The organism is Mesorhizobium sp. B4-1-1 (genome assembly GCF_006439375.1).
Taxonomy (GTDB): Bacteria; Pseudomonadota; Alphaproteobacteria; order Rhizobiales; family Rhizobiaceae; genus Mesorhizobium.
In genome coordinates, this window is sequence record NZ_VFTH01000001.1 from 502,934 (window position 1) to 525,069 (window position 22,136).

Genomic DNA, 22,136 nt, shown 5'->3' on the forward strand with positions numbered 1-22,136 from the left:
TATTGTTCCCGAACTCGCACACAGTCGGACGCCATGGACGTCGCGCAGGGTTGGCCCTTACCAGCGCAATGTGGGCAAAAGGTGACAGGTTTTTTAGTTAAACCTAACGCATTTCAGTGGGCGCGTCTGCCCCGATCAGCGTCAGGCCGGAGGTCAAAACATCCGAAACAGCCTGCACCAGCCCTAGTCTGGCATAAGTTGATTCTCGGTCGTTAACCTTAACAAAACGTAAGTCCTGGTTGTCGTGGCCGCGATTCCACTGTGCATGGAAGCCGGAAGCCAGATCGTAAAGGTAGAATGCGAGCCGGTGAGGCTCCAGCGAAAGCGCCGCGGATTCGATCAACCTTGGATATTCAGCCAGCTTCCGGATCAGCGCGATTTCGCCCTCGTCGGTCAGCGCAGCCACGGAAGCCGCCAGCCGGTTGCGGTCGAAGTTCGCCTCGCCGAGCTGCTCGCTCGCCTGCCTGAAGACGGAATGGCAGCGCGCCGACGCGTACTGCACATAGAACACCGGATTGTCCTTCGACTGCTCCGTGACCTTGGCGAAGTCGAAATCGAGCGGCGCATCGTTCTTGCGGTAAAGCATCATGAAGCGGATCGGGTCGCGGCCGACCTCTTCCACCACGTCGCGCAGGGTGACGAAATCGCCAGACCGCTTCGACATCCGGACAGGCTCGCCGTCGCGGAACAGTTTCACGAGCTGGCAAAGCAGCACGGTGAGCTTGACCGTGTCGCCGGCAACCGCCCGCGCCAGCGCCTCCAGCCGCTTCACATAGCCGCCATGGTCGGCGCCGAGCACATAGATCAGGTCGACGAAGTCGCGCTCGACCTTGTCCTTCAGATAGGCGACGTCGGCGGCGAAATAGGTGAACGAGCCATCGGACTTGACCAGCGCCCGGTCCATGTCGTCGCCGACCGCCGTCGAGCGAAACAGCGTCTGCTCGCGGTCTTCCCAGTCGTCCGGCTTCTCGCCCTTGGGCGGCGGCAGCTTGCCCTTGTAGATGTGGCCCTTGAGCGTCAGGGCGGCGATCGCCGCCCGGATTCTCTTGGCGTTGTCGGCATGCAGCGTGCGCTCGGAGAAGAACACGTCGTGATGCACGTTGAGCAGCGCCAGATCCTCGCGGATCATCGCCATCATCGCGTCGACGGTGCGGTCCTTGACGATCGCCAGCGCTTCCTCTTCCGGCATCTGCAGCAGGCCGCGGCCGAATTCCTTGGCCAGCGCCTGGCCGACGGGGACCAGATAGTCGCCCGGATAGAGACCGGACGGGATCTCGCCGATATTGTCGCCGAGCGCCTCGCGATAGCGCAGGAACGCCGAGCGGCCGAGCACGTCGATCTGCGAACCGGCGTCGTTGATGACATATTCCTTGGTCACGTCGTAGCCGGCGAAGGCCATCAGATTGGCCAAGGTGTCGCCGACCACGGCACCCCGGCAATGGCCGACATGCATCGGGCCGGTCGGGTTGGCCGAAACATATTCGACATTGGCTTTGCGGCCGCCGCCGATGGTCGAGCGGCCATAGTTGCGCCCCTCGCCGAGCAACGTCGTCAGATGCACGTGCCAGAACGCGTCCTTGAGCCTGAGATTGACGAAGCCCGGCCCGGCGATCTCGGCCGAGGCAATGTCTTCATCGGTGCGGAGCGCTTCGGCCAGTCTTTCGGCAAGCGCGCGCGGGTTCTGTCCGGTGGGCTTGGCCAGCACCATCGCCGCATTGGTGGCGAGATCGCCATGGCTTGCATCGCGCGGCGGCTCGACCGCGACACGCGACAGGTCGAGCGCGGCCCCCTCCTTGTCCTTGAGATCAAGGGCTTCGACGGCCTTTACGATCCGCGCGTTGAAATCAGCGAAGATATTCATTGGATATGCTCTGGGCTTTAAGAGACGACCGGCAGCCTGGCCGGCAAAATCGAGGCTCGCCCTAGCTCAAATCGGGCGTATGGTCAAACAGACACCGATGTTCCTTGAGCGCATAGGTGTCGGTCATACCGGCCAGGAAGTCGGCGACGCTGCGCGCCTTGATGCGATCCTCGGCCCTGTCGAGCCCTTCGCGCCAGCCGTCGGGCATGGCGCGCGGATCGGCGAAATAGACGTCGAACAGCTCGCGCACGATGCGCTCGGCCTCGGCCCGCACCCGCATCACTTCCGGGTGCCGGTAGAGATGCTTGTAGAGGAAAGCCTTCAATTCCTTTTCGGCCGCGGCCATCCCTGGCGAAAAGGTCACCAGGGTCTCGCCCGCCGCGCGCACCGCATCGGCGCTGTTCGGTTTGAGACGCTCGACGTTGGCAGCGGTCGATGTAATGACATCCTCGACCATCAGCGTGATCTGCCGGCGCAACAATTCGTGGCCGGTGCGGACATCGTCGAGCTGAGGATATTTGGCGCGCACGCCGTTCAGGATCGAGCCAGGTAGGCCGACGCCTTGCAGCATGTCCAGCGTCAGCAGGCCGGCGCGCAGACCATCGTCGATGTCATGGGTGTTGTAGGCGATGTCGTCGGCGATCGCGGCGCACTGCGCCTCGATGCCGGCGAAGCGGTCGAGTTCGAGGTCGTGCAGTTCGGAATAGTCGCGGATCGCCTGCGGCACCGGACCCTTGAGCCCCTTCCCGCTCGCATCGGTCAACGGGCCGTTATGCTTGACCAGCCCTTCCAGCGTTTCCCAGGTGAGGTTCAGACCGTCGAACTCGGCATAACGCCGCTCGAGCCGCGTGACCACGCGCAGCGACTGGGCGTTGTGGTCGAAGCCGCCCCAGGTGGCCATCTTCTCGTTGAGCGCGTCCTCTCCGGTATGGCCGAAGGGCGTGTGGCCGAAATCATGTACAAGGGCGACTGCTTCGGCGAGATCCTCGTCGCCGCGCAGCGCCCGCGCCAGTGCGCGTGCGATCTGCGCCACCTCGATCGAATGCGTCAGCCGCGTGCGGTAGTGATCGCCCTCATGCGCGACGAAGACCTGGGTCTTGTGCTTCAGCCGGCGGAAGGCGGTGGAATGGATGATGCGGTCGCGGTCGCGCTGGAACGGCGTGCGGGTCGGGCTTTCGGGCTCGTCGAACAGGCGCCCGCGCGAGCGCGCCGGGTCGCTCGCATAGGCCGCGCGCGGCCGGTAGCCGAATCCGATGTCGCCGAGAGCATCCTTGCCCTGCCGCTCGTCCATTGCCCCACCAGTTGACTTGGCCACGCCCGCTTCATACCTATCATGTGAAACCGAAAGCAAGGTGACGCCGATGGGCGCGGACGCCAAGACTGCCATGAAGGTCGAAATGACCGATGCCGCGGCCAAGCGGATCGCCAGGATCGTTGCCGGCGAACCGGGCAAGACGGCGTTGCGCGTCTCCGTCGAAGGCGGCGGTTGCTCCGGCTTTTCCTACAAATTCGATCTCGTCGGCAGCCGCAACGATGACGATGTCGCCATCGAGAAGGATGGCGCGACCGTCCTGATCGACGACCTGTCGCTGGTTTATATGGGCGGCTCGGTGATCGACTTCGTCGATGACCTGATGGGCCAGTCCTTTCAGATCAGGAACCCCAACGCTGTCGCCTCCTGCGGCTGCGGCACCAGCTTCTCCATCTGATCGACCGAAACTTCGCAAGCCTGTGACCGGTGCGAACCAGCCGATGCTGTCGCCCGGCTATTGGCAGGAATGCGCATGGACAGCCTTTCTAAAGGCCCGCGCAGGCAATACGATCGAGCCCGTCGAACGCCCTCCGTCCGAACCGCATCGAGGCCTGCATGAAGATCGTCACCTGGAACATCAACGGCGTTCGCGCCCGCATCGGCAACCTCACCCACTGGCTGACCGAAAGCGCGCCGGACATCGTGTGCCTGCAGGAGATCAAGACGGTCGACGACCAGTTCCCGCGCGCCGAGATCGAGGCGCTGGGCTACAATGTCGAGACCAACGGCCAGAAGAGTTTTAATGGCGTCGCTCTCCTGTCGAAGCTTCCCTTCGACGAGGTGAATCGCGGCCTGCCTGGCGACGATGCGGATGATCATGCCCGCTTCATCGAAGGCGTTTTTTCCACCGACCAGGGCGCCTTGCGCGTCGCTTCGCTCTATCTGCCGAACGGCAACCCGATCGACGATGAGAGGAAGTTTTCCTACAAGCTGGCGTGGATGGCGCGGCTGGAGCGCTGGGCGCAGGAACGGCTGCGGCTCGAGGAGGCGCTGGTGCTGGCCGGCGACTACAATGTCATTCCCGAACCCGCCGATGCCCGGTTTCCCGAAAACTGGCTAGGCGATGCGCTGTTCCAGCCGCAGACGAGGCAAGCCTTCCGTCGGTTGAAGAATCTCGGTTTCACCGAAGCGGTGCGCACCGTGACCGACTCGGCCGGCGTCTACACCTTCTGGGACTATCAGGCCGGCGCCTGGCAGAAGAACAACGGCATCCGCATCGACCACCTGCTGCTGTCACCCGAAGCCGCCAACCGTTTTGCGTCGGCCTCGGTGGAAAAACATGTCCGCGCCTGGGAAAAACCGTCCGACCATGTGCCGGTCGCGATCGAGCTCAGCCTGCTGCCCGCCTGAGACGTTGCCAGGCTCCCGGACCCAGTATCGCCACAAATCCCGTCTTTGATGCGGCTTGCTGTGGGGGTTGAATGGCGATCCGATTTCTTTTCTGGCCAGCCGGCCTTGCCTTGGCGCTTGCCGCGCCGACGCCGTTGCTGGCGGCACCAACCTGTCTTGCCAACGGCAAGTCCTTCAACGTCGGCGAGACGGCGTGCCTGATGCTGGCCGGCGAGAGCTACCTCGCCCGTTGCGACATGGTTCTCAACAACACGTCCTGGACCAGGATCAAGGACGAATGTCCGGGCGAAGCGCCAAAGCCGCACCCGACGTCGATGTCGACCCCGTCGCCTGGCCCTGCGCCGACGGAGCCGACCGAGAACTGATCCTGCGCTACGGTTGTCGACGCAGGCCGGACGCTGGCATCTTCTTGAAATTCGCGTGAGAAAAGCGGCGCTTACTGGTCGCCGTTGTTGCCCTTGGTCAGGATATCGTCGGCGAGCGAGATCGCGGTCCGGCGATCGGCCTCGCCGGCCGCGGCGAACGCCTCTTCCTGCATGTTGCGGATCCAGGGCTGGTCGGCCACCGGAGCCCGCTCGAGCGCGGCCGTCATCATCGCCAGGCCGCGCACCACTTTGCCGCTCTGGAACAGGAGGTTGCCGAGCGTCGCCTGCGCGCCGGCATGGCCCTTCTCGGCCGCGAGCTGCAGCCAGCGACCGGCTTGCTTGACGCTGGCCTTCACGCCGCCCTCGCCCTTGAGGAACATCTGGCCGATCTCGAACTGGGCGTTCGGATTGCGATAGTTGGCGGCGGCGCGCATGTAGTATTCCTGCGCCGCGACGTCGTTCTCCTCGACCGGCGTGCCGGGAATGCCCTTGCGCAGATAGTCGCCCAGCGCCACCAGCGCGTCCGACACATAGCTCTCTTCCGGCGAGCCGGGCTCGACATCCTGATCGACGATTTCCGAGAAGAACTTGAAGGCGGCGTAGTCGTCGCGCGTCACGCCGTCGCCTTCGGCATACATGCGCGCAAGCTTCCAGGTGGCGCCGATCTGGCCGTTCTCGGCGGCGTATTTATAGGCTTCGACCGCCTGTTCCTTATGGCCGCTCTTGTAGGCGGAGAAGCCGAACTGGAACACCGCCCAGGGGCTCGACTGCGGCTTCACGCCGGTCTTGTCGTCGAACACCTTGTCGTCGAAGGCCATGGCCTGCCCGACGGCGCCCAAGGTCGCGCCAAGACCGGCGATCACGACCAGTGCCGACAAGACAGACGACCTCAACACCTCAGATGTCCGCATAGCAGTGCGTTTCTTCTGCGGCGCCCGGATGGGTCACCGCGCCGTCGCGGGCCGGCCCTACGGCCTGCGCATATTTCCAGATCGCACCGGACTGATAGTCGGTCTTGCGCGCCTTCCAACTCTTTGCCCGGGCCGCCAGTTCGGCGTCCGACAGGGCCACTTCGATCGTGCCTTTCACGGCGTCGATCGAGATCAAATCGCCATCCTTGATCAGCCCGATTGGCCCGCCGACCGCCGCCTCCGGCCCGACATGGCCGATGCAGAAGCCGCGCGTGGCGCCGGAGAAGCGCCCGTCGGTGATCAGCGCCACCTTGCCGCCCATGCCCTGGCCGTAGAGCGCCGCCGTCGTCGACAGCATCTCGCGCATGCCCGGACCGCCGCGCGGCCCCTCGTAGCGGATGACGAGAACCTCGCCTTCGCGGTAGTTGCGCTGCGTGACCGCTTCGAAGCACTCCTCTTCCGAATCGAAGCAACGCGCCGGACCGGAGAATTTCAGTTCCGACATGCCCGCGACCTTCACGATCGCACCTTCAGGGGCAAGGTTGCCCTTCAAGCCCACAACGCCGCCTGTCTTGGTGATTGGCCGATTGGCGGGACGCACAACATCCTGGCTCTCATTCCAGGCAACGTGCTCCATATTTTCGGCCAAAGTGCGGCCAGTGACCGTCATGCAGTCGCCATGCAGATAGCCGTGGTCGAGCAACGTCTTCATCAAGAGCGGAATGCCACCGGCCTCGAACATGTCCTTGGCGACATATTTGCCGCCCGGCTTGAGGTCGGCGATGTAGGGCGTCTTCTCGAAGATCGCCGCCACGTCGAACAGGTCGAATTTGATGCCGGCCTCATGCGCGATCGCCGGCAAATGCAGCGCCGCGTTGGTCGAGCCGCCGGTGGCCGACACCACGGTCGCCGCGTTCTCCAGCGCCTTGCGCGTGACGATGTCGCGCGGCCGGATGTTCCTGGCGATCAACTCCATCACCTTTTCGCCCGAAGCGAAATTGAAGCGGTCGCGCATTTCGTAGGGCGCCGGCGCGCCGCAGGAATAGGGCAGCGCGAGGCCAATTGCTTCAGCGACGGTGGCCATCGTGTTGGCGGTGAACTGGGCGCCGCAGGAACCGGCGGAAGGACAGGCCGCCTGCTCGATCTCGAGCAATTCGGCATCGCTGATCGTGCCGACCGAATGCTGGCCGACCGCCTCGAACACGTCCTGCACGGTGATCTGCCGGCCGCGGTAGCTGCCGGGCAGGATCGAGCCGCCATAGATGAAGATCGAGGGCACGTTGAGGCGCACCATCGCCATCATCATGCCGGGCAGCGACTTGTCACAGCCGGCGAGGCCGACAAGGGCATCGTAGCAATGGCCGCGCATGGTGAGTTCGACCGAATCGGCGATCACCTCACGCGACACCAGCGACGACTTCATGCCCTGGTGGCCCATGGCGATGCCGTCGGTGACGGTGATGGTGCAGAACTCGCGCGGCGTGCCGTTGGCGGCCGCAACGCCCTTCTTGACCACTTGCGCCTGGCGCATCAGCGAGATGTTGCAGGGCGCGGCCTCGTTCCAGCAGCTGGCGACGCCGACCAAAGGCTGCGCGATCTCGGCCGCCGACAGGCCCATGGCATAGAGGTACGAACGATGCGGCGCGCGCGCCGGACCAACGGTCACGTGGCGGCTGGGCAGCTTGGCCTTGGAGATTGCCTTGGCGTCCATCATCGTCCTTGCCGCACACCCCGCGGCCGGTCCCCTCGCCGCGCCAACCTGGCACGCATCCCGGGACATATCTCGGGTGCTCCGGGTTTATGGCGGGAAATGGGCAGTTCCCTCGGCAAGTCCTTTAGCGCGGGGGTTGTTCATAAACTGTTGCCAAAACGCCACAATCGTACGGGGCGCCAGTTGCGCGGCGAATCTGCAACAGCGGGCGGAGCGGCGAACCCAAAGCATCATTGACACAGCAAAAAAGGCCGAGCACTGCCCGGCCTTTTCGATGAATTTTCAGAAACTTAGAACTTGATCTTGATTCCGCCTGAAATCGCCGTGATCAGATCATTGCCGACGTCATAGGTAGCGTCTTCGCCCGCGGTATAGCCATTCTCGTCGGTAAGCGTGCCAGAATGGCCGCTGGTCATGACGCCGATAGCACCAGCCAAGCGTAGCTCGATGTTTGGCCGAGGCGTGTAGGCAACACCGCCGCCGAGCGTCCAGGTATCGGTTTGGACGCCATAGCCGTGCGACGTGCCGCGATCCCAGGTAAGCTGACCAGCGGCGCTCCATTGATCAGTGAACTTGTGACCTATGCCGCCGGAAACGGTCCAGCCGTCGCGATACATCAGGTCAAGAGAGGTAAGCCGAACCGGAAGCGGAGAAACGGTTGTACACGCAGCCAAACCTTTGGTCTGTTCGGAACAGATCGGAACACTTTGCAGAGTGCTCCAGTTAACCCACTTGATCGAACCAAAGGCCAGCCAGCCGGGAGCGATACCCGACTGCAATTTCAACTCGACCGAGTCAGGCATGTACTGCGTCGAGCCATAGATTGGCGTGGCTGCAGTCCCTCCCAAGCCGTCCGGCAAAGTCAGCGTTCCAGAGATGTTGTCGAGCTTGACCTGCGAATTGTAGACCAAACTGGCCCGAAGCGCGATCTCAGGGATTTCGTAGGCAACACCGGCTCGCCAGCCCCAGCCGCTGGCCTCTAGGTCGACGCGACCAATCGGTGACGGCCCAAATGGATTGAAACCCACCAAGCTTTCCTTGAAGCCTGAAATGTCCTGATAAAACACGCCGCCGATAAAACGTAGCTGGCCCTTACCGGCATCAAACTTGTAGGAGCATGTACCGGCGTAGTTGTTGCTCTTGATATCCGTTTCGACATTGGAGAACGCGCCGTTCCACGACGTGCCAGGAGCGGTGTGGGCGCCCCAAGGCTGTGAATAGTCGACCATACAGTCGACGCCTTGAACAACTTGGGCTTTGACCCCAATGCGCGGTACCCAATAGGGCTCGGCCCCATCTGCCGTGGAACTGAGAAAGTTGAAGCCCCCCGGACCAGTGGCATTCTTGTACTTGCGATCCGGCATCACATACGTGGCTTCCGCCTCCGTCGCGACCGGCGCCGGGTCGAACAGCAGGTCAATGTCGTAGCCGCCCCGCTCCAGGCCGCCGGCATGCGCGGGATGCATCGCCGCGCCGATCAACGCGATCGAAAAGCAGCCTGCCCCCGCCAGAGCTTTGAGCCGCAAGATGTTCATGGAAATCCCTCCCCGAAATACAAGTGGCTCAAGCTAGAACCAATTCGGGTTAACGACGCAACAACGATTTCAGGAGCTGTACATGTACATCTTGACAGCACGTATTTTCGCCATGGTGGCTGGCACCGCAATCGGCGTCTGAATCGCGCCAACCGGGGTCGAACGGTCGAAAAAACCCGAAGAAACTACCCAAAAAGGGCAAAAACAGCCGTTTTTAGGGCTCGCGGGCCCCATTGTTACATTATGGCAACAATGGGGCGCAAACTTTCCGTTTACGTCAAAATTAACGTAGCGGCACGCCCATTTTCGAGGCAGCTAACGTACCGGAAAGCGCCTTTGGAGCGAGGCCGAATCTTGACGCTCAGCCGGCGTCGCGGACCCTGGTCAGAGCCACCGAAAGCTTCTCCTGCGCCTCGCGGTATTCGGCGAGTTTCTCACGCTCGGCCCCGACCACCTCTTCCGGCGCGTTGGCGACGAACTTTTCGTTCGACAGCTTCTTGTGCAGGCGGGCGATCTCCTCGGTCACCTTCGCCAGTTCCTTCTGCAACCGCGCGGCCTCGCCCTGGAGGTCGATCAGGCTGCCGAGCGGCAGGCTCACCGTCGCCTCGTTGAGCACGATCTGGGCCGAGCCCTTGGGCGGCGCATCGGTGAGCGCGATATCGCCGACGCGCGCCAGCCGCTTGATCGCCTGGGCGTGACGCTCCAGCCGCTCTTGCGTCAGCGTGTTGGCGCCGATCACCATCAGCGGCGCGATCGCCGCCGGCGGCACATTCATTTCCGACCGCACCGAGCGGATGCCCGAAACGAGGTCGACCAGCCAGTTGATGTCGGTAGCGGCCTCTTCGTCGCCGAAGTCGGGCGACGGCCAGGCGGCGTGGCACAGCAGCGACGAGCGCTGCTTGCCCTCGCCGGCGGTCTGCGCCCACAGTTCCTCGGTCATGAACGGCATCATCGGATGCAGGAGCTTGTAGATCTCGTCCAGCACGAAGGCGACGCAGGCCCGGCTCTCGGCCTTGGCGGCCTCGTCCGTGCCCATGAACACCGGCTTCAACAGTTCCAGATACCAGTCGCAGAACAGGTTCCAGACGAACCGATAGGCCGCGCCCGCCGCCTCGTTGAACCGGTAGCTGGTGATGCCTTCGGTGACAGCGCGCGCCGCCCGCGTCAGCTCGGTCAGGATCCAGCGGTTGACCGGCAGCTTGGCGTCGTTCAGCCAGAACTCGTCGTCGCGCGCGACCTCGTTCATCTCGGCGAAGCGCGTCGCGTTCCACAGCTTGGTGCCGAAATTGCGGTAGCCGGCGATGCGGGCCGGATCGAGCTTCACGTCGCGCCCTTGCGCCGCCATGACGGTCAGCGTGAAGCGCAGCGCGTCGGCGCCATATTCGTCGATCAGGTCGAGCGGATCGATGACGTTGCCTTTCGACTTCGACATCTTCTGCCCGTTCTTGTCGCGCACCAGCGCATGCACATAGACGGTGTGGAACGGCTCCTCGTCCATGAAGTGCAGGCCCATCATCATCATGCGGGCGACCCAGAAGAAGATGATGTCGAAGCCGGTCACCAGCACGTCGGTCTGGTAATAGGTCTTGAGCTCCGGCGTCTGATCGGGCCAGCCGAGCGTCGAGAACGGCCACAGCGCGGACGAGAACCAGGTGTCGAGCACGTCCTCGTCGCGGGTCAGGATCTCGCCCGGCTGGAAGTTTTCCAGCTTGTCCTCGACCCACGCCTTCCACGGCCCTTCCAGCGCAAGGTAATATTCGATCGCCGCGGCTAAAGCCTCCTCCTCGGTCTTTTCGACGAAGACGCGCCCGTCCGGCCCGTACCAGGCCGGGATCTGGTGTCCCCACCAGAGCTGGCGCGAGATGCACCAGGGCTGGATGTTCTCCATCCAGTCGAAATAGGTCTTCTCCCAGTTCTTCGGCACGAAGTTGGTACGACCTTCGCGCACCGAGGCAATCGCCGGCTTGGCGAGCTCGGCGGCGTTGACATACCACTGGTCGGTCAGAAAAGGCTCGATCGGCACGCCGCCGCGGTCGCCATGGGGAACGGCATGGCGATGCGGCTCGACCTTTTCCAGAAAGCCGCCGGCCTCCATCAGCTCTACGATCTTCTTGCGCGCGGCGAAACGGTCGAGCCCGTCCAGCTCGTCCCATACGGCCTGGCGCTCCGGCGTGACCTCGAGACCGGCGAGGAAGTCCTCATTGTCCTTGAGCTTGATGTCCGCTTCGACCGTCAGGATGTTGATCGCCGGCAGCTTGTGACGCTTGCCGACCTCGAAGTCGTTGAAGTCATGCGCAGGCGTGATCTTGACCGCGCCGGAGCCTTTCTCCGGATCGGAATACTCGTCCGCGACGATCGGAATCTTGCGGCCGACGATCGGCAGCACGACGTTGCGACCGACCAGATCGGTGAAGCGCTCGTCGTCCGGATGCACGGCCACGGCGGTGTCGCCGAGCATCGTCTCGGGACGCGTCGTCGCCACCGTGATGAACGTCTTCGGGTTCTCAGGGTCGAACGCCTCGCCTTCGATCGGGTAGCGGAAGTGCCAGAGATTGCCGTTGACCTCGTGCTGCTCGACCTCGAGGTCGGAAATGGCGGTAAGCAGCTTCGGGTCCCAGTTCACAAGGCGCTTGTCCTTGTAGATGAGGCCTTCCTTGTAGAGGGTGACGAAGACTTCCAGAACCGCCTTGGACAAGCCTTCGTCCATGGTGAAGCGTTCGCGCGACCAGTCGGCCGAGGCGCCGAGCCGCTTCAGCTGGTTGAAGATCGCGCCTCCGGATTCGGCCTTCCACTCCCAGACTTTCTCGATGAACTCTTCACGCGTCAGATCGCGGCGGTGGATCTGCTTTTCCATGAGCTGGCGCTCGACCACCATCTGCGTGGCGATGCCGGCATGATCCATGCCGGGCTGCCAAAGCACGTTCTTGCCTCGCATGCGCTCGAAGCGCACGAGAATGTCCTGCAGCGTGTTGTTGAGCGCATGGCCCATATGCAGCGAACCTGTGACGTTCGGCGGCGGGATGACGATGGTGAACGCTTCGGCCCCTTCCTCCGCGCCGGCGCCCGCCCGGAAGGCATCGGCCTCTTCCCAGATTTTGGCGATCTTCGGCTCGACGGCTTTGGCGTCGTAGGTCTTATCAAGCATGGAGGAGGTCCGAACTGTCGGGAACAAGCGTCCGGTGTAAATCGGAAGGTCTTGGCCGAGTCAACCGCGAGAACTGCGATCGCTCTTACAGATAGGCATGCCGCGACCGGCGACAATCCCGGCCGGTGCCGCAATGGCGGCTCGCCCGATGCAGGTCGACTGCAAGGGCGCAGCGGGTCCCAAAGCAAAAGCGCCGCCCGAAGGCGGCGCTTTTCAGCTTGCGTGTTGCGGCAGCTTACTGCGCCCCGCGCGCCACGCGCTCGATCTCTTCGCGCACCAGCCTTTCGACCAGCGTCGGCAGATTGTTGTCGAGCCAATCCTGCAGCATCGGCCGCAGCATCTCCTCGGCCATCTCGTCGAAACTCTTCTTGCCGCGGCTGGCAAAAGCATCGGAAAGCTCGCCGAAGGCCGCGGCAACCTGCCGGCCCGTATGCTCGGAAAGGATCGTGGGCCGGGCCGGCTGTGCCTCCGGTTCGGATGCCCGGGGAGCGCTGGCATGCGCGGCAGCTTCAAACGCCGGCTCTTGCTTCTCGATCTCGACCCTCGGCGCGGCTTCCGGGACCCGGACGGCCGGTCTTGCGGTAACCGTGCTGCCGCCGACCGCCGCTATTTCGCGCCGCCAATCGGCGACAATGGTCTCGGCTGCCTGCGGCGCATTTGCCGCGGCCGGCCTGCTCGTGGCCGCTTGCGCGCTCGGCTCGGCGCCCTCGGGATCGACCGCAGCCGCAGCCGCCTTGACCGGCTCGGGACGAGCCTCGACGCGTGCGACCGCCGGATCGGCCGCGGCCAGCTGGGCCTGGACCTCCGCCAGCGTCGCTGGCTTGCGCGGGCCGGTGTCGGCATGCAATTCGGAACGAAAGGCGTCGACCTCGACCGTGGGTACGCTAACCGCGGCCGGCTCCAGATCCTGACGCAGTTCACCGGCCTCGGCCGGCTGCTTGCGCCCGGTGTCGCTGTCTTCGATGATCCTCCGGATCGAAGCCAGTATCTCTTCCATGGAAGGTTCGCGCTGCGCGCTGCTTGCCGTCGCCATCGTCACATCCGCCGCCCCAGTGACCTGCCCAAGAACTCGACCCTGTCCGAGAACTGACCCGTTCAAGAACTTGACCCATTCAGGAATTCCGTTCCTGCCCAGGTCGGAATTCGAATCAATGGCGACAGCGTAACCGACCGATCGTCATCCGAGAATCCCCAATCTTGGGACGCGTTGGATTTCAACAGATTAGGCGACGCAGCCCCATGAGCCGCCCGGAAAGAAACGCCGCGTGTCCATCGGACACGCGGCGCTTGCTGGAAGCATACCGGAAATCAGCGTCCGTCGGGCGTGCGCAGTCCGAACCACTTGTCCTTGACGGCGTTGTAATGCTCTTCGGGCCTGTATTTGGTGACCGCCAGCCCAAGACGATCGACCGACAGCCGGCCCATCGCCGACAGGATGGCATAGCTCGCCACGACCACGTCGCGTTCGGAGCTGGCCTGGTTGATCTTGGCGGTGATGACCGCGTTCTGCGCGTTCAACACATCCAGCGTTGTGCGCTGGCCGACATTGCGCTCTTCGATGACGCCGTTGAGCGCCAGTTGCGCGGCATCGATCACCTGCCTGTTGGCATCCACGCTTTGGCGCGCGGCGACATATTGCGTCCAGGCCGAGACCACGGCCTGGCGCACCTGGTCACGGCTGACATCGACCTGGATGCGCGCCTCGCCCAGTGATTCCTTGCTCTGCCGCACCAGCGCCGAGGTCCGACCGCCCGAATAGATCGGAATGGTGAGCGAAGCGCCGATATTGGCCGATGTCGAACTACCGTTGGGGCTGCTGATGGAGCTGGGAACGGTGTGGCTGTAGTCGTCCGAAACGCCGGCCGAGGCCGTCACCTGCGGCAGCAGCGCGCCTTCCGACGACTTCACCGAAAAGGCGGCGGCATCGACGAGATGCTGTGTGGCCAGAATGGCGGGATGTTCGGCGGAAGCGATGGCCAAGGCCGAATCGACGCCACCGGGCAGCAGCTTGCCAAGCGGCGAGGCTGCCTTGAGCTTGCCAGGCTCGTCGCCGACGATCTGGTGGTAGGTGGCGGCGCTTGCCAGCGCCGTCGCGCGGGCGGCGCTCAACTGCGCCACGGCCGTTGCGCGGGAGGCATCGGCCTGGGCGACGTCGGTGCGGGTGCCCTCGCCGACCTCGAAGCGCGAGCGGGCGGCGCGCGCCTGCTCGGACAGGAACTGCAGGTTCTGCTCGGTCAGCACCGCGATCTGGCGATCGCGAATGACGTCCATATAGGCGCTGGCCGCGTTGAACAAGATGTTCTCTTCCGTGTTGCGCAGGCTTTCGACCGAAGCCTTTACTTGCGATTCGGCGGCGGCGACATTGTTCTTGGTCTGAAACCCGTCGAACAGCGTCTGGTTGATCTGCACGCCGAAGCTGCCCGTCGTTATTCTCCTGCTGGTGCCAAAGCCATGTACGTTGGTGTAGTCGATGTTGGCCGAACCGGTGACGGTCGGACGCCAGCCCGATTTGGCAATGGCGACGCCCTCGTCGGTGACGCGCACGCCAGCGCGGGCAGCATTCAACTGGGAGTTATACTGATAGGCTTTGGCGAGCGCGCCCGTAATGGTTTCGGCGGAGGCGGCCAACGGCGAAAGCGCTGTGGCCGAAACAAGGATAGCTACTAAAACACTCTTGCGTAGAGGCGGCACGTTATTTCCCTCATTCGTTTTGCATGGGAACCACGCCACGTCAGCCTACCCATACGGATCGGCCGGCGCCGCGTTGTTTATCGTTCCCCCGCTGACGGCCTCCCGAAAACACCCGGTTAACCAAATCAGCAACGATTGTCAGGCGCAAGCGATCATGACAGCGCATTCGCTGCAAGGCAAAAACGCTCAGAATTCAAACGCGTGAGCACGTTCGAAGCCCGGTAGTGGCTTAATTGCCGCATTAAAGGCCCTTCTTCCGGTTACAACCCCTCCTGCCTTGAAAAACAGCCGGGCCACGCCAGAGTTGCCCCGCCCTTCGACCACAACCAGGCGGCCTTCTTCCGCAAGCTGGTCGAGCAATGCCGACGGCACTTCCTCGACGCTGCCGCCGATGAGGATGGCGTTGTAGGGTCCTTTGGCGGCCTGCCCCTGCGGCAGCGGCCCGGTGACCACCGTGACGTTCTGGCAGCCAAGGCTGGAAAGCGTGGATTTGGCGGCCTCCGCCAGCGCGGGATCGCTCTCCAGCGCGACGACGGAGCGCGCGAGCCGCGACAGCAACGCGGCGGAATAGCCGGTGCCGCAACCGACATCCAGCACCGAATCGCCCGCGTCGATTTCAGCCAGCTGCAAAAGCTTGGCGAGCGGCGACGGCTCCATCAGGTAGCGTGCGTCGCCGCCATTCGCTCCGTCGGAAATGCGGATGTCTTCGTCGATATAGGCCAGATCCTGCTGCCCGGCGCCGACGAAGGCCTCGCGCGGAACGGCCAACATCGCTTCGAGGAGCGGCGCGCTGGTCACATCGGTGGTCCGGACTTGGCCGTCGACCATCTTCACGCGGCGTTCGGAGAAATCAGCGCTCATGTCCCAACAATCCGCTCTCCACGCCAGACGCGCGGCCAAAACTTCGACTGGAACCCCTGCTCCGGCGCGATTGCGCTGGAGCCCGCAAGCATCTGGAGGCCTCGCCCGGAATCGAACCGGGGTGCAAGGATTTGCAGTCCTCTGCGTAACCACTCCGCCACGAGGCCTCGCAATGCTCCCGGCGTTCCGAGCGAACTCATTATGTTGGCGCTCAAAGGTCGTCAAGCGCTCGCGCGTCATTTGTCATGGGTCCGGCATCGCTGAGGCGGAGCCGCCGCAGGCGCTCAGTCGGGCCGGCGCCGGCGTTCCCACCAGACGACGAAACGCCGCCGGTGACGCCGCACCAGTGCGAATTCGTAGGACAGCACCAGGAGGCCGAGCGGAATCATCCAGAAGCCGAGAATCGGCAGGAATCCCAGAATTCCGCCAATGGTCAGCAGCACCCCGATCGCGATCCGCAGGCCGCGCGACCGGGGCATGGCGAACTCGCGGCCGAAAACCGTGATTTTCCGCGCCGGGGCGCTGTCGTCGTCAGTTGCCGTCATTCAAAAATCAGATCCCATCTACGACCGATGCCGTATCAATGCGGTAACCGACCGCTTTGTTTCGCGCCGGTGTGACGCCCTTCATATGTGTGCGCGCCGAAACGATGCCACATATAGCCGCATTAAAAACTGGAGAAAAATTGCGAATTGCTGCTTTGCAAAGCCGAAAGGTGTTTGCTATAGGCTGCGCCACTTACGTCAGAGCCTCCGTTCCCCGGTAGCTCAGTGGTAGAGCAACCGGCTGTTAACCGGTTGGTCGCTGGTTCGAATCCGGCCCGGGGAGCCAATTCTGCGCTCACAAATCACCTCCATCGCTTCTAACGTATTGGTTTTACTGGTTAATTCGCGCGCTCTGCGTAAGGCGATCGATCCGCGCGCACAATTTTGGCGGCATGAACGTCAAGCGCCGTAACAACGAATTACAGTGACAGTGCACCTTTTCCTTTTGCAGCCAGCCTCGGATTGCTGAACCAGAAGCGCTGGCTTTGATCATTAGCCACCGCAATTCGCCAATCTGACGACGGGCATTTCGATTGCTCCTGAGTTGAAGGCAAACAAGGGAGAGAACGACGTTAGGCCCAACGGAATGGGCATTCAGTCCAAATTGCTGGTCTTCACAACGCCAAGTAACCTCGCGACGGGAAGGCAGGGGCACATGGCGGGAAAACGGACAATTGCAGTCAAAGACTGGTCGTGCGCCATGAGTGACGAAATTGGCCGCGTGGTCTTGGCCATAAACTCGACCGAAGGTGAAACGACCTACGTTCTCATGACAATCTTCCAAGCGGCAAAGATCGCGCAGGAACTGCGGTCGCCGAAGATAGTCCCCCGATACGACATCTAGCCATCTCTGGCCAAAACACTGAGCAGCGCATGGCGGGGAATCGGAAGCGGCGGCCAGTGCCCGCGTGGCGCCCATCGGGGCGGCCTCATTCCTTCCCACTATTCCGACCCCTTGCGCCAGGCTACTCTTGCTCGGGCTAGGCCGCGGCTGTGGGGATAGCTTGGGGGAATACGAGGGCGCCAATCAAGCCGATCGTTGGCGAAAACGCATGAGACAAGGTCGCCGCTGGCGCCTGTCCGCAAACGTGGTGATTTGGACATTCATCGTGCTTTTGATGACGGTCTCGATCATGCTGATAGCGAATAAGGCTAGTGACCCTGCTAGTCGAGAAAAGAGAGCCTGGTCGGCCGCTGCCTCCACACCCCGCATGGGCCAAATTCCCATAGTCATTGTGCCGGCGAATTTTGCTTTGCGGGTTGGCCGCCCTGCCTTAGCCTTCACTGCGCAACACCTTGCCGACAAGCCGACAGCCGGACCTTTTATGCCGTGCCCCTGAAAGCCACCGCCCATATCGAGGCCATGTCCGCTTTCGCGCTGGCGAATTTCGGCGGGTATGATCGGCCGACGCTGGCCCAGAACGAGAGCGCCTTCCCGCCCAGCCCCAAGGCGATCGAGGCCGGCCGCGATGCCGCGGCGCGCAGCCACCTTTATCCGGACCCGGACTGGACCTTGCTGCGCGGCACGATCGCCAGGGCCTATGGGGTCGAGCGCGATCTTATCCTGTGCGGCGCGGGCTCGATGGAGCTGATCGCCTGCACCATCGCGGCCTTCGCCGGTCCGGGCACGCAAGTGCTGGGCACGGATTATGCCTATAATTTCGCCGCCTCGGCGGCCGCGCGCGTCGGGGCGACCTACGTCAAGGCTGCGGAACGCGGCTTCGAGGTTTCGATCGACGCCATCCTTGCGGCTCTCACGCCGGCAACGCGCATCGTGTTCGTCTGCAATCCGGGCAATCCAACCGGCACGCGAATCAAGAACGCCGAGCTGCTGCGCCTGCGCGCGGCGCTGCCCGGCAACGTTCTCCTGGTGATCGACCAAGCCTATGGCGAATTCGACGACCAGGATCCGCAAGCCGTCTTTGCGCTGGCCGGGCGCGGCGACACCGTGGTCCTGCGCACCTTGTCCAAGGCCTACGGGCTGGCCGGCGCGCGCGTCGGCTGGGGGCTGTTCGCGCCCCAGATCGCCGCCGAAGTGCGCAAGATGCAGAACTCGAACCAGGTCTCGACGGTCAGCCTCGCCATGGCCGTCGCGGCGGTCGAGGACCAGGCCTATACGCGCAGCATCGTGGCGCGCACCACGGATATCCGCGACCACTTCGCGCAGGGCTTGCGGACCGCCGGATACGAGGTCCCCGAAAGCCGGACGAATTTCGTCCTGGTCCGCTTTGCCGACGCGGCGGCAGCCACCACCGCCGACAACGCTTTGCGCGGCGCCGATATCATCGCGCGCGGCCTCTCCGGTTACGGCCTCGCCGACTGCCTGAGGATAACGGTCGGGCCGCAGGACGTCATGGACCGCACGCTGCGCGCCCTGATCGCCATACGCGGCCGGCAATGCTGGTAGGGATCCATCCGAGGGGGTTTACAAGACGTGACGTCCCATATGCCGTATCTGCCCGCCCGCGATTTCATCGGCTATGGCGAGCAGCCTCCGCAGGCTGAGTGGCCCGGCGGCGCGAAACTGGCGCTCAACATCGTCGTCAACTACGAGGAAGGTGCCGAATACAGCATCGGCGAAGGCGACGGCGTCTCCGAAGCGATCCTGTCCGACCTTGCCGTGGCGCCCGCCGCACCCGGCCTGCGCAACCGCAACATGGAATCGCTTTACGAGTACGGTTCGCGCGTCGGCGTCTGGCGGCTGATCTCGCTGTTCCAGGACAAGGGCGTGATCCCGACCTTCTACGTCGTCGGGCGCGCGCTGGAGCTCAACCCGGCGGCGGGCAAGGCGATCGCGGCACTTGGCAGCGACATTGTCTGCCATGGCTGGCGCTGGATCGACTACGCGCCGCTCAGCGAAGAGGAAGAGCGCCAGCATATCGCCATGACGGTGGATGCGGTCCGCAAGGTCACCGGCATCGATCCGCAGGGCTGGTACACCGGCCGGCCAAGCCTCAACACGAGGCGGCTGGTGGTCGAACATGGCGGCTTCCTGTTCGACTGCGACGACTACAATGACGACCTGCCCTATTTCGTCGACGTCGGCGCCAGGCGGCACCTTGTCGTGCCGCACAGCTTCGACAACAACGACAGCCGTTTTTCGCGCGGTTCAGGCCTGGAGACGGGCAGCCAGTTCTTCGAATATGTCAGCGACGGCGTCGACTGGCTTCTGAAGGAAGGCCAGAAGACCCCGCGCATGATGACGGTGTCGCTGCATTGCCGGCTGGCGGCGCGGCCGGGTCGCATGATCGGGCTGGAGCGCTTCCTCGACAAGGTCACGTCCCATCCCGACATCTGGGTCTGCCGCCGCTCCGACCTCGCCCGCCATTGGCTGGACCGGTTCGGCGGCTGAGCCGTCGGCGGCACGGTCGCCGCCGACCAATTCTCAAGCAATAGCGGCCGCTACGAGCGCAGCCGCTTGCCTTCCGGGTCGAACGGCGGATGCGCGAGCAGCACCGCGTCATGCGGCCGCCCGAGGATGGCGACGGTCACCTTGTCGCCGGCCTTGGCGGTTCCGGCCTTGACGTAGCCCATCGCCAGCGACTGATCGACGAAATAGCCATAGGCGCCGGACGACACCTGGCCGATCGGCGTGCCGTCCGGCAGGAAGATCGGCTCGCCGCCGGTGGCGTCGGCGTCCTTGGCCGAGACGGAAAGCATGATCAGTTCGTCCCGGGCCGGCCTGTCGGCGACGGCGAGATAGGCTTCGCGGTTGAGGAATTCCTTGTCCGTCTTGATCAGCCTGTCGAGCTTGACCTCCTGCGGCCAGTATTCCGGCGAATATTCGCGGCTCCAGCTGCCGTAGCCCTTCTCGACGCGCAGCGACATCAGTGCCCGCGAGCCGACCGGTCCGGCGCCGACTTCCGCGCCTGCCTTGAGCAGCGCGCGATAGAGCTCGACCTGGTCGGCTGCCTGGCAATGCAGCTCCCAGCCAAGATCGCCGGTGAAGGAGACCCTCAGCGCCACGACATCGACGCCGGCGACCGTAATCTGGCGCGAACGCATGAACGGGAAGGCCTCGTTCGACAGGTCGTCATTGGTCAGCCGCTGCAGCAATTCGCGCGATTTCGGCCCGGCGACGTTGAAGCCCCCAAGCTCCTCCGTGCGCGAGCGGAAGGTCGTGCCCGCCGGCAGCGGCACGGACTTGAAGAAGCGCTGGTGGAAGCGTTCGGCCATGCCCGAGCCGATCACCATGAACGCGTCGTCCGCGAGCCTGGTCACGGTGAAGTCGCCGGCGATGCCACCGCGCTTGCCGATCAGCGGCGTCAGGCAGGAGTTGCCGACCTTGGTCGGCATGCGGTTGGCGAAGACCGCATTCAGCCAGGCTTCCGCGTCCGGCCCCTTCACCTCGTATTTGGCGAAATTGGAGATGTCGATGATGCCGGCATGCTCGCGCAACATGCGGGCTTCGCGGCCGACCGGCCCCCACCAGTTCTGGCGCGTGAAGCCGATCGTCTCCTCGCGCGGCTCGCCTTCCGCGGCGAACCACAGCGGATGTTCCCAGCCGAAATTGAGGCCGAACACGGCGCCCATTTGCTTCTGCATCTCGTAGACCGGACGGGTCCTCACCGGACGGCCGGCGGCGCGCTCCTCGTTCGGGAAATGGATCTTGAAACGATGGCTGTACTGGTCCTGCACGCGGGCCTTGGTGAAGGCCTTGCCGGCCCAATGGCCGAAGCGCGCCATGTCCCAGCCGAACATGTCGAGCGAAGGCTCGCCCTCGATCATCCATTCGGCCGCAAGCTTGCCCATGCCGCCCGATTGCGAGAAGCCCGGGATGATGCCGTTGCAGCAGAAATAGTTGCTGAGCTCCGGCACCGGCCCGAACAGCACCGCGCTGTCGGGCGACCAGATCATCGGGCCGTTGATCACCTTCTTGACGCCGGCGGTGGCGGCGGCCGGGACGCGCTGGACGGCGCGCATCATGTTTTCCTCGATGCGGTCGAGGTCGTCGGGAAACAGCTCGTGGCCGAAATCCATCGGCGTGCCGTCCTCTGCCCAGAATTTCATGTTGCGCTCATAGGCGCCGATGAGCAGCCCCAGGCCTTCCTGGCGCAGATAATACTCGCCGTCGCGATCGGCGACCGACGGCAGGCGCCGGCCCATCGAGGCGATCTCGGGGATGGTCTCGGTGACGAAATACTGGTGCTCGGTCGGGATCAGCGGCAATTGCAGCCCCGCCATGGCGGCGACCTCCCTGCCCCATAGGCCGGCGGCGTTGACCGCCCATTGCGTGTGGATGTCGCCCTTCGGCGTGCGCACGATCCAGCTGCCGTCGGCTTGCGCCTCGGTCGCCGTGACCGGTGTGAAGCGATGGATCTCGGCGCCGCGCTGGCGGGCACCCGCCGCATAGGCCGCCGTCACCCCCGACGGATCGACATTGCCGCCCTCCGGCTCATACATGATGCAGCGAATGCCGTCGAAATCGACCAGCGGATGCAGCCGCTCGGCTTCGTCGCGGCCGACTTCGTAGAAATTCATCTTGTAGCGCCGCGCCTTGGCTTCCTGAAGCCTCAGCTGATGCTCGCGCGCCTCCGTTTGGGCGAGATAGAGCGAGCCCGGCTGGAAGATGCCGCAGCCCTGGCCGGTCTCGGCCTCCAGCTCCTTGTAGAGCGCCATCGTGTAATGCTGCAGGCGGCTGATATTGGTGGAATCATGCAGGCCGTGGATGTTGGCGGCCGCGTGCCAGGTCGAACCGGAGGTCAGCTCGCTGCGCTCCAGGAGGACGACATCCGTCCAGCCGAACTTGGCGAGGTGATAGAGGATCGAGCAGCCGATCAGACCGCCGCCAATGACAACGGCTTGTGCATGAGTACGCATATCGAGGTTTCTTCCTTTGTTCGGCGACT

16 protein-coding genes and 2 tRNA genes are annotated in these 22,136 nt (G+C 63.7%); 6 read left to right on the forward strand and 12 right to left on the reverse strand.

What is annotated here, in order from left to right; genetic code table 11:
* Positions 1 to 103: 103 nt before the first annotated feature.
* Together argS and FJW10_RS02530 are read right to left on the reverse strand one after the other, a co-directional pair.
* Positions 104 to 1,861 (reverse strand): arginine--tRNA ligase, encoded by a 1,758-nt coding sequence (gene argS / locus FJW10_RS02525; protein WP_140898106.1) that lies wholly within the window; start codon positions 1,859 to 1,861, stop codon positions 104 to 106.
* A 61-nt stretch (positions 1,862 to 1,922) separates the two neighbouring features.
* Positions 1,923 to 3,152: a deoxyguanosinetriphosphate triphosphohydrolase gene (locus tag FJW10_RS02530; protein ID WP_140898248.1), complete on the reverse strand. Its 1,230-nt coding sequence runs from the start codon at positions 3,150 to 3,152 to the stop codon at positions 1,923 to 1,925.
* A 70-nt stretch (positions 3,153 to 3,222) separates the two neighbouring features.
* Between FJW10_RS02530 and erpA the strand changes: the two genes are divergently transcribed.
* From erpA to FJW10_RS02545, 3 genes are all read left to right on the forward strand, one after another.
* The gene (erpA, locus tag FJW10_RS02535) at positions 3,223 to 3,570 is read left to right on the forward strand and encodes an iron-sulfur cluster insertion protein ErpA (protein WP_140646699.1); all 348 of its coding nucleotides are present in this window, start codon (positions 3,223 to 3,225) and stop codon (positions 3,568 to 3,570) included.
* A gap of 158 nt (positions 3,571 to 3,728) precedes the next feature.
* On the forward strand, positions 3,729 to 4,523 hold the full coding sequence (xth, locus tag FJW10_RS02540) for an exodeoxyribonuclease III (protein WP_140830739.1): 795 nt from the start codon (positions 3,729 to 3,731) through the stop codon (positions 4,521 to 4,523).
* Between the two features lie 71 nt (positions 4,524 to 4,594).
* Entirely contained in the window at positions 4,595 to 4,888 is a 294-nt protein-coding gene (locus FJW10_RS02545; protein WP_140898108.1) for a hypothetical protein, read from the forward strand.
* Positions 4,889 to 4,959: 71 nt separating this feature from the next.
* On the opposite strand, the gene FJW10_RS02550 is transcribed toward FJW10_RS02545, so the two are convergent.
* The 9 genes from FJW10_RS02550 to FJW10_RS02590 all read right to left on the reverse strand — a co-directional run bounded on the left by FJW10_RS02550 (position 4,960) and on the right by FJW10_RS02590 (position 16,287).
* Positions 4,960 to 5,799 (reverse strand): tetratricopeptide repeat protein, encoded by an 840-nt coding sequence (locus FJW10_RS02550; RefSeq protein WP_140830743.1) that lies wholly within the window; start codon positions 5,797 to 5,799, stop codon positions 4,960 to 4,962.
* The gene (gene ilvD / locus FJW10_RS02555) at positions 5,786 to 7,510 is read right to left on the reverse strand and encodes a dihydroxy-acid dehydratase (RefSeq protein ID WP_140865561.1); all 1,725 of its coding nucleotides are present in this window, start codon (positions 7,508 to 7,510) and stop codon (positions 5,786 to 5,788) included. Before ilvD ends, FJW10_RS02550 begins: the two co-directional genes overlap by 14 nt.
* Positions 7,511 to 7,800: 290 nt before the next feature.
* On the reverse strand, positions 7,801 to 9,045 hold the full coding sequence (locus FJW10_RS02560) for an OmpP1/FadL family transporter (RefSeq protein ID WP_140830745.1): 1,245 nt from the start codon (positions 9,043 to 9,045) through the stop codon (positions 7,801 to 7,803).
* 361 nt (positions 9,046 to 9,406) lie between these two features.
* Complete coding sequence (locus tag FJW10_RS02565; RefSeq protein ID WP_140898110.1) at positions 9,407 to 12,190, reverse strand: valine--tRNA ligase; 2,784 nt, start codon at positions 12,188 to 12,190, stop codon at positions 9,407 to 9,409.
* A 235-nt stretch (positions 12,191 to 12,425) separates the two neighbouring features.
* A complete protein-coding gene (locus tag FJW10_RS02570) occupies positions 12,426 to 13,223 on the reverse strand; it encodes a PopZ family protein (RefSeq protein ID WP_140898112.1) in 798 nt (265 codons plus the stop codon).
* Positions 13,224 to 13,498: 275 nt separating this feature from the next.
* On the reverse strand, positions 13,499 to 14,881 hold the full coding sequence (locus FJW10_RS02575) for a TolC family outer membrane protein (RefSeq protein ID WP_140898114.1): 1,383 nt from the start codon (positions 14,879 to 14,881) through the stop codon (positions 13,499 to 13,501).
* A 186-nt stretch (positions 14,882 to 15,067) separates the two neighbouring features.
* Positions 15,068 to 15,742 carry a protein-L-isoaspartate O-methyltransferase gene (locus tag FJW10_RS02580; RefSeq protein WP_140898116.1) on the reverse strand — a complete coding sequence of 225 codons (675 nt, stop codon included), beginning with the start codon at positions 15,740 to 15,742 and terminating at the stop codon, positions 15,068 to 15,070.
* A gap of 93 nt (positions 15,743 to 15,835) precedes the next feature.
* A tRNA-Cys gene (locus tag FJW10_RS02585) sits at positions 15,836 to 15,909 on the reverse strand.
* Positions 15,910 to 16,026: 117 nt separating this feature from the next.
* Positions 16,027 to 16,287, reverse strand: coding sequence for a hypothetical protein (locus FJW10_RS02590; protein WP_140830754.1), 261 nt, complete (start codon positions 16,285 to 16,287; stop codon positions 16,027 to 16,029).
* A 211-nt stretch (positions 16,288 to 16,498) separates the two neighbouring features.
* On the opposite strand from FJW10_RS02590, the gene FJW10_RS02595 reads away from it, so the two are divergent.
* From FJW10_RS02595 to FJW10_RS02615, 3 genes are all read left to right on the forward strand, one after another.
* Positions 16,499 to 16,573 (forward strand) — tRNA-Asn (locus tag FJW10_RS02595).
* 1,044 nt (positions 16,574 to 17,617) lie between these two features.
* Entirely contained in the window at positions 17,618 to 18,694 is a 1,077-nt protein-coding gene (locus FJW10_RS02610; protein WP_246674084.1) for a histidinol-phosphate transaminase, read from the forward strand.
* 27 nt (positions 18,695 to 18,721) lie between these two features.
* Positions 18,722 to 19,639 (forward strand): allantoinase PuuE, encoded by a 918-nt coding sequence (locus FJW10_RS02615; protein WP_246674085.1) that lies wholly within the window; start codon positions 18,722 to 18,724, stop codon positions 19,637 to 19,639.
* Positions 19,640 to 19,689: 50 nt separating this feature from the next.
* Here the strand turns inward: FJW10_RS02615 and FJW10_RS02620 are convergent, their stop codons facing one another.
* A complete protein-coding gene (locus FJW10_RS02620) occupies positions 19,690 to 22,107 on the reverse strand; it encodes an FAD-dependent oxidoreductase (RefSeq protein WP_140898120.1) in 2,418 nt (805 codons plus the stop codon).
* Positions 22,108 to 22,136: the final 29 nt, after the last annotated feature.